General features: G+C 59.9%; 10 protein-coding genes. 8 read left to right on the top strand and 2 right to left on the bottom strand.

Translation table 11 applies throughout. The features are described 5' to 3' along the window. Positions 1–47: 47 nt before the first annotated feature. Positions 48–911, bottom strand: coding sequence for a DNA-3-methyladenine glycosylase family protein (locus PMI23_RS21510; RefSeq protein WP_007908040.1), 864 nt, complete (start codon positions 909–911; stop codon positions 48–50). Next, complete coding sequence (gene arcD, locus PMI23_RS21505) at positions 908–2335, bottom strand: arginine-ornithine antiporter (protein ID WP_007908041.1); 1428 nt, start codon at positions 2333–2335, stop codon at positions 908–910. Before arcD (PMI23_RS21505) ends, PMI23_RS21510 begins: the two co-directional genes overlap by 4 nt. 437 nt (positions 2336–2772) lie before the next feature. Between arcD (PMI23_RS21505) and arcD (PMI23_RS21500) the strand changes: the two genes are divergently transcribed. From arcD (PMI23_RS21500) to gcvP, 8 genes are all read left to right on the top strand, one after another. After that, complete coding sequence (arcD, locus tag PMI23_RS21500; protein ID WP_007908042.1) at positions 2773–4200, top strand: arginine-ornithine antiporter; 1428 nt, start codon at positions 2773–2775, stop codon at positions 4198–4200. Between the two features lie 33 nt (positions 4201–4233). Beyond that, positions 4234–5490, top strand: coding sequence for an arginine deiminase (gene arcA, locus PMI23_RS21495; protein ID WP_007908043.1), 1257 nt, complete (start codon positions 4234–4236; stop codon positions 5488–5490). A 69-nt stretch (positions 5491–5559) separates the two neighbouring features. After that, positions 5560–6570 (top strand): ornithine carbamoyltransferase, encoded by a 1011-nt coding sequence (locus tag PMI23_RS21490; RefSeq protein ID WP_007950113.1) that lies wholly within the window; start codon positions 5560–5562, stop codon positions 6568–6570. A 141-nt stretch (positions 6571–6711) separates the two neighbouring features. Further along, positions 6712–7641, top strand: a complete 930-nt coding sequence (gene arcC / locus PMI23_RS21485; protein ID WP_007908046.1) for a carbamate kinase — start codon at positions 6712–6714, stop codon at positions 7639–7641. A gap of 62 nt (positions 7642–7703) precedes the next feature. Further along, a complete protein-coding gene (locus PMI23_RS21480) occupies positions 7704–8066 on the top strand; it encodes a DUF5064 family protein (RefSeq protein ID WP_007908047.1) in 363 nt (120 codons plus the stop codon). A gap of 261 nt (positions 8067–8327) precedes the next feature. Next, on the top strand, positions 8328–9836 hold the full coding sequence (locus PMI23_RS21475; RefSeq protein ID WP_007908048.1) for a sigma-54-dependent transcriptional regulator: 1509 nt from the start codon (positions 8328–8330) through the stop codon (positions 9834–9836). 438 nt (positions 9837–10274) lie between these two features. Continuing rightward, on the top strand, positions 10275–10658 hold the full coding sequence (gene gcvH / locus PMI23_RS21470) for a glycine cleavage system protein GcvH (protein ID WP_007908049.1): 384 nt from the start codon (positions 10275–10277) through the stop codon (positions 10656–10658). Between the two features lie 11 nt (positions 10659–10669). After that, on the top strand, positions 10670–13522 hold the full coding sequence (gcvP, locus tag PMI23_RS21465) for an aminomethyl-transferring glycine dehydrogenase (protein ID WP_007908051.1): 2853 nt from the start codon (positions 10670–10672) through the stop codon (positions 13520–13522). The last annotated feature ends 47 nt before the right edge of the window (positions 13523–13569 follow it).

Here is a 13569-nt window from a genome sequence, read left to right as displayed (position 1 = left end):
GAGAGGGCTGGGGTGAGGGCTGCAATTTCAGGCCGAGCGATGATGTATCAATCTGCCCGGCTCAAAGACGTCCACAACAACTGCGCCGCATACCCTCGATAAGGTCGCCAGGCCTCAGCGCGCAACGACAATTCCCGCGCTGTCGGCCGCTTGCCTTCCAGCACTTCCAGCGCCCGCAGCAACCCGACATCACCATGGGGAAACCCATCCATATCCCGCAACTGCCGCAACGCGATGTACTGCGCCGTCCACTCGCCAATCCCGTGCAGCGCCAACAACCGCGCCACGCCACCCTCGCGATTCGGCTCAAACAACGAGGGTTCATCCAGCAACGTCTGCGCCACGCCCGACAACGTGCGCCCACGACTTTTCGGCATGCCCAACGCGGCCAGATCTGCCGCCGCCATTACGTGCGCCTCGGGAAATCCATGGGTCAATCCGGGCACGGTGGAATCCAGCGGCGCGCCATATTGCGCAACCAGTTTCCCCGCCAGACGAATCGCCGCCACCACCGTAATCTGCTGCCCAAGCACCGCGCGAAACGCCAACTCCAATCCATCCCACGCACCGGGAATGCGCAACCCCGGACGCTCGACAATCAACCGCGCCAGCAACGGATCATTCGCCAGATGCCCTTGCCTCAGCGCCAGATCCGCATCCAGATCAAACATCCGCCGCAACCTGACAACGATCTCGGGCACGGCTGCCGGATCAGGAAAGTCCAGCTCGACCTCCAGCGCATCCGCCGTCCCTAGCCAGACCGAAACCGTGCCGTGAACACCGTTTAACCCGATGCTGCGCGAATACACGCCATCGCCCACGGCCTCCATCCCGACCACCGCCCGCGCCGCGAGAAACCCCAACATCGCCTCCCAGTCATACGGCGGTGCATAGGCAAGCGACAACCTCACAACGACAACACACCGCTGTACAACCCATACGCTGCCAACCCCGCGCCGATGACCACGCAGGTAAAAATGCCCTTCTCGACATGAGTGAACAACGGCTCACCCGCCTCATGCTTGGCCTTGGCAAACAGGATCACCCCCGGCGCATACAGCAACGCCGACAACAGCAAATACTTCACCCCGCCGGCATACAACAACCACACCGCATAACCGAGGGCGATGCCACCGATCAGCAGATCCTTGGTGCGCTCAGCCGAGGCGTGTTCGTAAGTTTCGCCGCGCCCGCTGAGCAGCACCGCGTACGCCGCCGACCACAGGTACGGCACCAGAATCATCGACGAGGCCAGATAAATAAGACTGGTGTAGGTGCCCGCCGAGAACAGCGTGATCAACAGGAAAATCTGGATCATCGCGTTGGTCAGCCACAACGCGTTGACCGGCACATGGTTCTTGTTTTCCTTTTTCAGGAACGCCGGCATGGTCTTGTCCTTGGCCGTGGCGAAGAGGATTTCCGCACACAGCAAGGCCCAGGACAGCAACGCACCGAGCAGGGAAATCGCCAGACCGATGCTGATCAACAGCGCGCCCCACGGCCCGACGATGTGCTCGAGCACCGCCGCCAGCGAAGGGTTCTGCAGATTCGCCAGTTCCGGCTGACTCATGATCCCCAGCGACAGCACGTTGACCAGCACCAGCAGCGCCAGCACACCGATAAAACCGATCACCGTGGCGCGGCCGACGTCGCTGCGTTTCTCCGCCCGCGCCGAGTACACACTGGCGCCTTCGATGCCGATGAACACAAACACCGTGACCAGCATCATGTTGCGCACCTGATCCATCACCCCACCGAAATTCGGGTTGCTGGTGCCCCAGATGTCGCGGGTAAAAATGTCTGCCTTGAACGCGACTGCCGCGATGACGATGAACATGATCAGCGGTACGACTTTGGCCACCGTGGTCAGTTGATTGATCAGCGCCGCCTCTTTGATCCCGCGCATCACCAGAAAATGCACGGCCCACAGCAGCACCGAGGCGCAGCCGATGGCGATCGGCGTATTGCCTTGGCCGAATACCGGAAAGAAGTAACCGAGGGTGCTGAACAGCAGGACGAAATAGCCGACATTGCCCAGCCACGCACTGATCCAGTAACCCCACGCGGACGAGAAACCCATGTAGTCGCCAAACCCGGCCTTGGCGTAGGCGTACACGCCGGAATCCAGCTCGGGTTTGCGATTGGCCAACGTCTGGAACACGAACGCCAGGGTCAGCATGCCGATCGCCGTGATGCCCCAACCGATCAGGATCGCCCCGGCATCGGCGCGTGCCGCCATGTTCTGCGGCAGCGAGAAAATCCCTCCGCCAATCATCGAACCCACCACCAGGGCGATCAACGCGCCTAATCGCAGCTTTTGCGTCGGTTGCGACATTTCAGTTTCCCTTTGAAGTGTGGTGAGCGTGCATTTGTAACAACTATTAACTAAACGGATAAAGGTAGATGACGTTTATCAGGTAACGCCAATTAACGCCTGTTTATATATAGCCGATGACGCTAACGCCTAGCACGTTAAGACAGTTTTGTGCGCTGATCCTGATAAATCAATTCTGTACTGAAAACAGACGCTGAAAATTTGCCAAAAGCTGAAAAAGAACTAGCGTGATAATTCGAAAGTAATAATAGCCATTCCCAACAATGTAGCCACAACGCCTCTAGGACGGGCCTTGCGGGCAGAGTATTTATGCCTTCAGTCGAAGCCTAAGTCATTCATTAACAATGGAATGTGACCATGCACTGATCTAAGTCAGCTGTTTGAACAGACAACAGAACTACGCTGTGATCTCTTCTCTCCTGCAATGGAGTCATGCAATGTCTGAAGCTCCCGGAAAACTACGACTAGGTGCACTGGTTGCATTGGTAGTCGGCTCAATGATCGGTGGCGGGATATTTTCTTTGCCACAAAACATGGCCGCCAGCGCCGACGTCGGTGCAGTACTGATCGGTTGGGCCATCACCGCTGTCGGCATGCTCACCCTCGCTTTTGTCTTTCAAACCCTCGCCAATCGCAAGCCTGACCTGGACGGCGGTGTCTACGCCTACGCCAAGGCCGGATTCGGCGATTACATGGGTTTCTCGTCCGCCTGGGGTTACTGGATCAGCGCCTGGCTGGGTAACGTCGGTTACTTCGTTCTGCTGTTCAGCACCCTCGGTTATTTCTTCCCGATTTTCGGTGAAGGCAACACCGTTGCTGCGGTAATCGGCGCCTCGGTTTTACTGTGGGCTGTGCACTTTCTGGTGCTGCGCGGGATCAAGGAAGCGGCGTTTATCAACCTGGTGACCACGGTCGCCAAGGTCGTACCGCTGCTGCTGTTCGTGTTGATCGCGGTGTTCGCCTTCAAACTGGACATCTTCACCGCCGACATCTGGGGCATCAAAAACCCGGATCTGGGCAGTGTGATGAACCAGGTGCGCAACATGATGCTGGTCACCGTCTGGGTGTTCATCGGCATCGAGGGTGCGAGCATCTTCTCGGCCCGTGCGGAAAAACGCTCGGACGTCGGCAAAGCCACCGTGATCGGTTTCATCACCGTGCTGCTGTTTCTGGTGCTGGTGAACGTGCTGTCGCTGGGCATCATGACCCAACCGGAACTGGCGAAACTGCAGAACCCGTCGATGGCCGCCGTGCTCGAGCATGTGGTCGGTCACTGGGGCGCGGTGCTGATCAGCGTCGGCCTGATCATCTCGCTGCTGGGTGCGCTGCTGTCGTGGGTGCTGCTGTGTGCGGAGATCATGTTCGCCGCTGCCAAAGACCACACCATGCCGGAGTTCCTGCGCAAGGAAAACGCCAACCACGTACCGGTCAACGCCCTGTGGCTGACCAACGCGATGGTGCAGATCTTCCTGATCATCACGCTGTTCTCGGCCAGTACTTATCTGTCGCTGATCTACCTCGCCACTTCGATGATCCTGGTGCCGTACCTGTGGTCGGCAGCCTATGCCCTGCTGCTGGCGGTGCGCGGCGAAAGCTATGAAGGCTTTGCGGCCGAGCGACGCAAGGATCTGATTATCGGCGGCATCGCGCTGATTTACGCGGTGTGGCTGCTGTATGCCGGCGGGGTCAAGTATCTGCTGCTCTCGGCCCTGCTCTACGCACCTGGCGCGATCCTGTTCGCCAAAGCCAAGCTGGAACTCAAGCAACCGATTTTCACTAACGTCGAGAAGCTGATTTTCGCCGCAGTGGTCGTGGGTGCCCTGGTGGCTGCCTACGGTCTCTACGACGGCTTCCTGACTCTGTAATCCCTGATTGAATTGTTATCTGGAGGATCTGAAATGACCACGGAAAAAGTTAAGTACGGCGTCCATTCCGAAGCCGGCAAACTGCGCAAAGTCATGGTGTGCTCCCCAGGTCTGGCCCATCAGCGGCTGACCCCGAACAACTGCGATGAATTGCTGTTCGACGACGTGCTCTGGGTGGCTCAGGCCAAGCGCGACCACTTCGACTTCGTCACCAAGATGCGCGAGCGCGGCATCGACGTGCTGGAAATGCACAACCTGCTGACCGACATCGTCGCCATCCCTGAGGCGCTGGACTGGATTCTTGAGCGCAAGGTCACCGCCGATTCGGTGGGCCTGGGCCTGATCAGCGAAGTGAAGTCCTGGCTGAAAAGCCTCGAGCCGCGACACATCGCCGAATTCCTGATCGGCGGCGTCTCCGCCGATGATCTGCCGGACAGTTTCGGCGGCAAGACCATCCAGATGTTCCGCGACTTCCTCGGCCACTCCAGCTTCATCCTGCCGCCGCTGCCGAACACTCAGTTCACCCGCGACACCACTTGCTGGATCTATGGTGGCGTGACGCTGAACCCGATGTACTGGCCAGCACGTCGTCAGGAAACCCTGCTGACCACCGCCATCTACAAATTCCACCCGCAGTTCACCAACGCCGAATTCGAGATCTGGTACGGCGACCCGGACAAGGACCACGGCAGCTCCACCCTCGAGGGCGGCGACGTCATGCCAATCGGCAACGGCGTGGTGTTGATCGGCATGGGCGAGCGCTCATCGCGTCAGGCCATCGGCCAACTGGCGCTGAACCTGTTCAAAAACAAAGCCGTGGAAAAAGTCATCGTTGCCGGCCTGCCGAAGTCCCGCGCGGCGATGCACCTGGATACCGTGTTCAGTTTCTGCGACCGCGACCTGGTGACGATTTTCCCGGAAGTGGTGAATCAGATCGTCGCCTTCACCCTGCGCCCTGACGAAAGCAAACAGGGCGGCATCGACATCCGCCGCGAAGAAGGCACTTTCCTCGACACCGTGGCCAAAGCCCTCAATTTGCCGAAGTTGCGCGTGGTGGAAACCGGCGGCAACAGCTTCGCCGCCGAACGCGAGCAATGGGACGACGGCAACAACGTGGTGGCCGTGGAACCGGGCGTGGTCATCGGCTACGACCGCAACACCTACACCAACACCCTGCTGCGCAAGGCCGGCGTGGAAGTCATCACCATCAGCGCCGGTGAACTGGGCCGAGGCCGTGGCGGCGGCCACTGCATGACCTGCCCGATCGTGCGTGACCCAATCGATTACTAAACGACCATCTCCCCGGCCGCACCCATCCCGTAGCGGCCGGGCCGATTACCGAATCCAAGGAGAATCATCATGGCGTTCAACATTCACAACCGTAACCTGCTCAGCCTGGAACACCACACCCCACGTGAGCTGCGTTACCTGCTCGACCTGTCCCGCGATCTCAAACGCGCGAAATACACCGGCACCGAGCAGCAACACCTGAAGGGCAACAACATCGCCCTGATCTTCGAAAAAACCTCGACCCGCACCCGTTGCGCGTTCGAAGTGGCGGCCTATGACCAAGGCGCCAACGTCACCTACATCGACCCGAACTCGTCGCAGATCGGCCACAAAGAAAGCATGAAAGACACCGCCCGCGTGCTGGGGCGCATGTACGACGCCATCGAATACCGTGGCTTCAAACAGGAAATCGTCGAAGAGCTGGCAAAATTCGCCGGTGTGCCGGTGTTCAACGGCCTGACCGATGAATATCACCCGACGCAAATGATCGCCGACGTGCTGACCATGCGTGAACACGCCGACAAGCCGATCCATGAAATCAGCTACGCCTACCTCGGCGACGCGCGCAACAACATGGGCAACTCGCTGCTGCTGGTCGGCGCCAAACTCGGCATGGACGTGCGCATCTGCGCTCCGAAAGCGCTGTGGCCGCATGACGATCTGGTCGAGCGCTGCAACAAATACGCGGAAGAAAGCGGTGCGCGCATCACCTTGACCGAAGACCCGAAAGCCGCCGTCAAAGGTGTCGACTTCATCCATACCGACGTTTGGGTATCGATGGGCGAGCCGGTTGAGGCCTGGGCTGAACGTATCCAGCAACTGCTGCCGTATCAGGTCAACAAAGAGCTGATGAAAGCCACCGGCAACCCACGCACCAAGTTCATGCACTGCCTGCCGGCGTTCCACAACAGCGATACCAAGGTCGGCAAACAGATTGCCGAGCAGTATCCGCACCTGGCCAACGGCATCGAAGTGACCGACGACGTGTTCGAGTCCCCAGCCTGCATCGCCTTCGAGCAAGCGGAAAACCGCATGCACACGATCAAGGCGATTCTGGTCTCGACCCTGGCTGATCTGTAACCACTGCTGATCCATGATCGTTCCCACGCTCCCGCGTGGGAATGCATCCCGTGACGCTCTGCGTCACAGTGGACGCGGAGCGTCCGTGGCGGCATTGCCACGCAGAGCGTGGGAACGATCAACACGAAAAGGACATGCATTATGCGTATCGTCGTAGCGCTGGGCGGTAACGCCCTGCTCCGCCGTGGTGAACCGATGACCGCTGACAATCAGCGCGCCAACATCCGCATCGCCACCGAGCAAATCGCCAAGATCCATCCCGGCAACCAACTGGTCATCGCCCACGGCAATGGCCCGCAAGTCGGCCTGCTGTCGTTGCAAGCGGCGGCATACACCTCCGTCAGCCCTTACCCGCTGGACGTGCTCGGTGCCGAAACCGAAGGCATGATCGGCTACATCATCGAACAGGAACTGGGCAACCTGCTTGATTTCGAGGTGCCGTTCGCCACCCTGCTGACCCAGGTTGAAGTCGACGCCAAGGATCCGGCCTTCCAGAACCCGACCAAACCGATCGGCCCGGTCTACGACAAGGCCGAAGCGGAAAAACTCGCTGCTGAAAAAGGCTGGGCGATTGCTCCGGATGGCGACAAATTCCGCCGCGTGGTCGCCAGTCCGCGGCCAAAACGCATCTTCGAAATCCGCCCGATCAAGTGGCTGCTGGACAAGGGCAGCATCGTGATTTGCGCCGGTGGCGGCGGGATTCCAACCATGTATGACGAGAACCGCAATCTCAAGGGTATTGAGGCGGTGATCGACAAGGACCTGTGCTCGTCGCTGCTCGCCGAGCAACTGGAAGCCGATCTGCTGGTGATTGCCACGGACGTCAACGCGGCGTTCATCGACTACGGCAAGCCAACGCAAAAAGCCATTGCCGAAGCGCACCCGGACGAACTCGAACGCCTCGGTTTCGCCGCTGGCTCGATGGGGCCCAAGGTGCAGGCAGCCTGCGAATTCGCGCGCCATACTGGCAAGGTCGCGGTGATCGGTTCGCTGGCGGATATCGAAGCCATCGTTCAGGGCACTGCCGGTACTCGCGTGACCACGGCGAAGCCGGGCATCACTTACCGATAATCAGAAACTCCGGGGGCAGACCGAGGGTCTGCCCTTCTCCCATGCCTTGAAAGGAGAAACCCATGGCCCAGTTTGAACCCGGTCATCTGCACATTGAGCGGCATGCGTTGACGCCGGATGACGTCAGTTACAACGTGCACCTCGACTATGAAGTATTCACCGATCCGCAAAAAGGCAAAGGCATCCAGTTCACGATGCATGGCAACCTTCAGGGCAAGGACATGAAAGAGACCTTCTTCCTGCCCAAAGAGGAGGCCTACAACTTTGCCAACAACGTGACGAAAATCGCCGAGAAGTACGGCATTCCCAAGACTCACAGTCAGATCGGTTCGGTGCACAAGCATTACGACATGATGTTTGAAGACATCCGCAAGCAACTTGATATGAAATCCGGGGATCCGGTCAATCTTGAGCATTTCGAGTAACCCGCAAAAGCCCCTCACCCTAGCCCTCTCCCAAAGGGAGAGGGGACTGATTGGGGAATGCTTCAGAGTTACGCCGACCGATCCAGCTCTACCGAATCCATAATCGACTGGCTACTTCAGGTCGATGTCAAACCCAAGACACCTCGGTCAGCCCCCTCTCCCCCTGGGAGAGGGCTGGGGTGAGGGTGCTTTTGCTTTCACCTCTCTCCAAGCCCAAGGCATACTTGCCACCCTCCGCTCTGCAGATCACTGAACCGCCCCATGCGTATCCACGTCAGTTTCATCGACCGCGTCGGCATCACCCAGGAAGTCCTGGCTATCCTCGGTGGGCGCAATCTCAATCTGGATGCGGTGGAGATGATCCCGCCAAACGTCTACATCGACGCGCCAACGTTGAGCCCGCAAGTGCTCGAAGAGCTGAAAGATGCTTTGTTTCGCGTGCTCGGCGTCGAGGCGGTAACCGTGGTCGACATCCTCCCTGGCCAGCGTCGGCACTTGCAACTCGACGCGTTGCTGGCGGCAATGACCGATCCGGTGCTGGCGCTCGACAGCGCCGGCAAGGTGCTGCTGGCCAACCCGGCGTTGATCGCCTTGTACGGTCGTGAACCGGCCGGTGAGAGTGTTGCAGAACTGTTCAATGATCCCGCGCTGCTCGACACCTTGCTCGAACACGGCTTCCGTTTGCCGCTGCGCGAAATCACCGTCAACGGTCAGACCTTGTTGCTCGATGCCACGCCGATCACCGACGCTGGCGCCCTGCTGACCTTGTATCAACCGAACCGCATCGGCGAACAACTCTCGGCCTTGCACCACGACCATGCCGAAGGTTTCGATGCATTGCTCGGAGAATCCCCGGCAATCCGCACCCTCAAGGCCCGCGCACAAAGGGTCGCCGCCCTCGACGCACCGCTGTTGATTCAAGGCGAAACCGGCACCGGCAAAGAACTGGTCGCCCGTGCCTGCCACGCGATCAGTGCGCGGCACAGCGCTCCTTTTCTGGCGTTGAACTGCGCAGCGCTGCCGGAGAACCTCGCCGAAAGCGAACTGTTCGGCTACGCCCCCGGCGCCTTCACCGGAGCAGCGCGCGGCGGCAAGCCGGGGCTGATGGAACTGGCTAACCAGGGCACGGTGTTTCTCGATGAAATCGGCGAAATGTCGCCGTACTTGCAGGCCAAACTGCTGCGCTTTTTGAACGACGGCAGCTTCCGCCGCGTGGGCGGTGATCGTGAAGTGAAGGTCAACGTACGCATCCTCAGCGCGACCCACCGCGATCTGGAGAAAATGGTCAGCGAAGGCTTGTTCCGCGAAGACCTGTTCTACCGCCTCAACGTGCTCAACGTTGAAGTGCCGCCGCTGCGCGAGCGCGGGCAGGACATTTTGCTATTGGCCCGCTATTTCATGCAGCAGGCTTGTGCGCAGATTCAGCGCCCGGTCTGCCGCCTCGCCCCGGGGACTTACCCGGCCCTGCTCGGCAATCGCTGGCCGGGCAACGTGCGGCAATTGCAGAACGTGATCTTCCGCGCGGCGGCGATTTGCGAGAGTAGCCTGGTGGATATTGGCGACCTCGACATTGCCGGTACCTCGGTGGCGCGGCAAACCGACAGCGATGTCGACAGCCTCGAACAAGCGGTCGAAGCTTTTGAGCGTTCCCTGCTGGAAAAACTCTACGTCAGCTATCCCTCGACCCGGCAACTGGCCAGCCGCCTGCAAACTTCGCACACGGCCATCGCCCATCGCCTGCGCAAGTACGGCATTCCCAACAAACCCTGAAAGCACCACAAATTCCCTTGTAGGAGCTGCCGGAGGCTGCGATCTTTGGACTTTGGATGTGTATTGCCCGGATCAAGATCGCAGCCTCCGGCAGCTCCTACAGTCCGGGTTTCCAATTCAAAAAATCAGGGTTCCCAGTTTAAAAACGACCTCCAACTGTACTGAAAGCGCTACAGCGGAACGATATCGCTACACCCTCCTCCGATCACCGCTGTGCAAGGCTTTGATCCCATTCAGCTTTTATCCTCGCTCCAAGCTGTAGCGATTTCGCTACACGCCCCAGCTCAAGCCATCTCACAAAACCAGATAACTTATTGATTTATATAGATAAATAAACGTTGGCCGCATTCTTGCTAATCAACCCCTCATAAATAAGGGCCTTCGCGCCCGACTATTCCACCGCGTCCACCAGACGAGTCTGGCCCCTGAGGAGTTTCCATGAGCGAGTTGCGTTTTACTGAAGATCACGAATGGCTGCGCACCGAAGCTGACGGCAGCGTTACTGTCGGCATCACCGCTTTCGCGCAGAACGCCCTGGGCGACGTGGTGTTCGTGCAACTGCCTGAGCTGCAGGCTTACGAAAAAGGCGCCGAAGCCGCCACCGTGGAATCGGTAAAAGCCGCCAGCGGCGTGTACATGCCCCTCGACGGCGAGGTACTGGAAGTCAACCCGGCGCTGGAAGATGCCCCGGAACTGGTCAACGAAGATCCGCTGGGCGAAGGCTGGTTCTTCCGCTTCCAGCCAAGCGACGCCGCCGCTGTCGGCAAACTGCTCGATCAGGACGCGTACGACCGTCTGATCAAAGCCCAAGCCGAAGCCTGAGGAACACCGACATGACTCAAGTAAACCTTGGCACCGCCAACGAATTCATTGCCCGTCACATCGGCCCGCGCGCCGGTGACGAGCAAGCCATGCTCAACAGCCTCGGCTTCGACTCGCTCGAAGCGCTGAGCGCCAGTGTCATCCCGGAAAGCATCAAGGGCACCAGCGTGCTCGGCATGGACGATGGCCTCAGCGAAGCCGATGCCCTGGCGATGATCAAATCGATCGCTGGCAAAAATCAGCTGTTCAAAACCTACATCGGCCAGGGCTACTACAACTGCCACACGCCGTCGCCAATCCTGCGCAACCTGCTGGAAAACCCGGCCTGGTACACCGCTTACACGCCGTACCAGCCAGAAATTTCCCAGGGCCGTCTCGAAGCGCTGCTGAACTTCCAGACCATGATCAGCGACCTCACCGGCCTGCCGATCGCCAACGCCTCGCTGCTCGACGAAGCCACCGCCGCTGCCGAAGCCATGACCTTCTGCAAACGCCTGAGCAAGAACAAGGGCAGCCACCAATTCTTCGCCTCGATCCACAGCCACCCGCAAACCCTCGACGTGCTGCGCACCCGTGCCGAGCCGCTGGGCATTGACGTTGTGGTCGGCGATGAGCGTGAACTGACTGACGTGACGCCGTTCTTCGGCGCACTGCTGCAATACCCGGCGAGCAACGGTGATGTGTTCGACTATCGCGAACTGACCGAACGCTTCCACGCCGCCAACGCGTTGGTGGCCGTGGCTGCTGATCTGCTGGCCCTGACCTTGCTGACCGCCCCGGGCGAGTTCGGCGCTGACGTCGCCATCGGTTCCGCGCAACGCTTCGGCGTGCCGCTGGGCTTCGGTGGCCCGCACGCGGCTTACTTCTCCACCAAAGATGCGTTCAAACGCGATATGCCGGGCCGTCTGGTCGGTGTCTCGGTTGACCGCTTCGGCAAGCCGGCGCTGCGTCTGGCGATGCAGACCCGCGAGCAACACATCCGCCGCGAGAAGGCCACCTCGAACATCTGCACCGCGCAGGTGCTGCTGGCCAACATCGCCAGCATGTACGCTGTCTACCACGGCCCGAAAGGCCTGACGCAGATCGCCAACCGCGTGCATCACCTGACCGCGATTCTGGCCAAGGGCCTGACCGCGCTGGGCGCTAATGTCGAACAAGCCAGTTTCTTCGACACCCTGACCGTGGCCACCGGCGCACACACCGCAGCGCTGCACGACAAGGCGCACGCTGCACAGATCAACCTGCGCGTGATCGACGCTCAGCGTCTGGGTCTGTCGGTCGACGAAACCACCACTCAGGCGGATATTGAAACCCTGTGGGGCTTGTTCGCCGACGGCAAGACCCTGCCGGACTTCGCTGCACTTGCTGCGACCGTGCAGAGCACTATTCCAGCCTCGCTGGTACGTCAGTCGCCAATCCTCAGCCACCCGGTGTTCAACCGTTATCACTCGGAAACCGAGCTGATGCGCTACCTGCGCAAACTGGCGGACAAAGACCTGGCACTGGATCGCACCATGATCCCGCTGGGTTCGTGCACCATGAAACTCAACGCCGCCAGCGAAATGATCCCGGTGACCTGGGCTGAATTCGGTGCCCTGCACCCGTTCGCCCCGGCCGCGCAAAGTGCCGGTTACCAGCAACTGACCGATGAACTGGAAGCGATGCTCTGCGCCGCTACCGGTTACGACGCGATCTCGCTGCAACCGAACGCCGGTTCGCAAGGTGAATACGCAGGCCTCTTGGCGATCCGCGCCTATCACCAGAGCCGTGGCGATGAGCGTCGCGACATCTGCCTGATTCCGTCGTCCGCCCACGGCACCAACCCGGCTACCGCCAACATGGCTGGCATGCGCGTGGTCGTGACCGCGTGCGATGCGCGCGGCAACGTCGACATCGAAGACCTGCGTGCCAAAGCCATCGAGCACCGCGAACACCTCGCCGCGCTGATGATCACTTACCCGTCGACCCACGGCGTGTTCGAAGAAGGCATCCGCGAAATCTGCGGGATCATTCATGACAACGGCGGTCAGGTATACATCGACGGCGCCAACATGAACGCAATGGTCGGCCTCTGCGCACCGGGCAAGTTCGGCGGCGATGTCTCGCACCTGAACCTGCACAAAACCTTCTGCATCCCGCACGGCGGTGGCGGCCCGGGCGTTGGTCCGATTGGCGTGAAGTCGCACCTCACTCCGTTCCTGCCCGGCCACGGCCAGATGGAACGCAAGGAAGGCGCGGTCTGCGCGGCACCGTTCGGCAGCGCAAGTATTTTGCCGATCACCTGGATGTACATTCGCATGATGGGCGGCGCCGGTCTGAAGCGCGCTTCGCAACTGGCAATCCTCAATGCCAACTACATTTCCCGTCGCCTCGAAGAGCACTACCCAGTCCTGTACACCGGCAGCAACGGTCTGGTGGCGCACGAGTGCATTCTCGATCTGCGTCCGTTGAAAGACAGCAGCGGCATCAGCGTTGATGACGTCGCCAAGCGCCTGATCGACTTCGGTTTCCACGCGCCGACCATGTCGTTCCCGGTAGCGGGCACGCTGATGATCGAGCCGACCGAAAGCGAATCCAAGGAAGAACTGGATCGCTTCTGCGACGCGATGATCCGCATCCGCGAAGAAATCCGCGCGGTGGAAAACGGCACGCTGGACAAGGATGACAACCCGCTGAAGAACGCGCCGCACACCGCGGCGGAACTGGTTGGCGAGTGGACTCACCCGTACAGCCGCGAGCAGGCCGTTTACCCGGTTGCGTCGTTGATTGAAGGTAAATACTGGCCGCCGGTCGGTCGCGTCGACAACGTCTTCGGCGATCGCAACCTGGTGTGCGCCTGCCCGTCGATCGAAAGCTACGCTTAATGGAATGAGGGGCAGGAATACCTGCCTCTTTCTCCAGAACCCCACAA

Origin of the sequence: Pseudomonas sp. GM24, from assembly GCF_000282235.1 — a bacterium.
Taxonomy (GTDB): Bacteria; Pseudomonadota; Gammaproteobacteria; order Pseudomonadales; family Pseudomonadaceae; genus Aquipseudomonas.
This window is presented reverse-complemented; position numbering and strand designations above follow the sequence as displayed.

Bases quoted from the DNA above. Each gene is read 5' to 3' on its own strand.
- arcD (WP_007908041.1), bottom strand. From the start codon at position 2,335: ATGTCGCAACCGACGCAAAAGCTGCGATTAGGCGCGTTGATCGCCCTG.
- arcD (WP_007908042.1), top strand. From the start codon at position 2,773: ATGTCTGAAGCTCCCGGAAAACTACGACTAGGTGCACTGGTTGCATTG.
- arcA (WP_007908043.1), top strand. From the start codon at position 4,234: ATGACCACGGAAAAAGTTAAGTACGGCGTCCATTCCGAAGCCGGCAAA.
- PMI23_RS21490 (WP_007950113.1), top strand. From the start codon at position 5,560: ATGGCGTTCAACATTCACAACCGTAACCTGCTCAGCCTGGAACACCAC.
- arcC (WP_007908046.1), top strand. From the start codon at position 6,712: ATGCGTATCGTCGTAGCGCTGGGCGGTAACGCCCTGCTCCGCCGTGGT.
- PMI23_RS21480 (WP_007908047.1), top strand. From the start codon at position 7,704: ATGGCCCAGTTTGAACCCGGTCATCTGCACATTGAGCGGCATGCGTTG.
- PMI23_RS21475 (WP_007908048.1), top strand. From the start codon at position 8,328: ATGCGTATCCACGTCAGTTTCATCGACCGCGTCGGCATCACCCAGGAA.
- gcvH (WP_007908049.1), top strand. From the start codon at position 10,275: ATGAGCGAGTTGCGTTTTACTGAAGATCACGAATGGCTGCGCACCGAA.
- gcvP (WP_007908051.1), top strand. From the start codon at position 10,670: ATGACTCAAGTAAACCTTGGCACCGCCAACGAATTCATTGCCCGTCAC.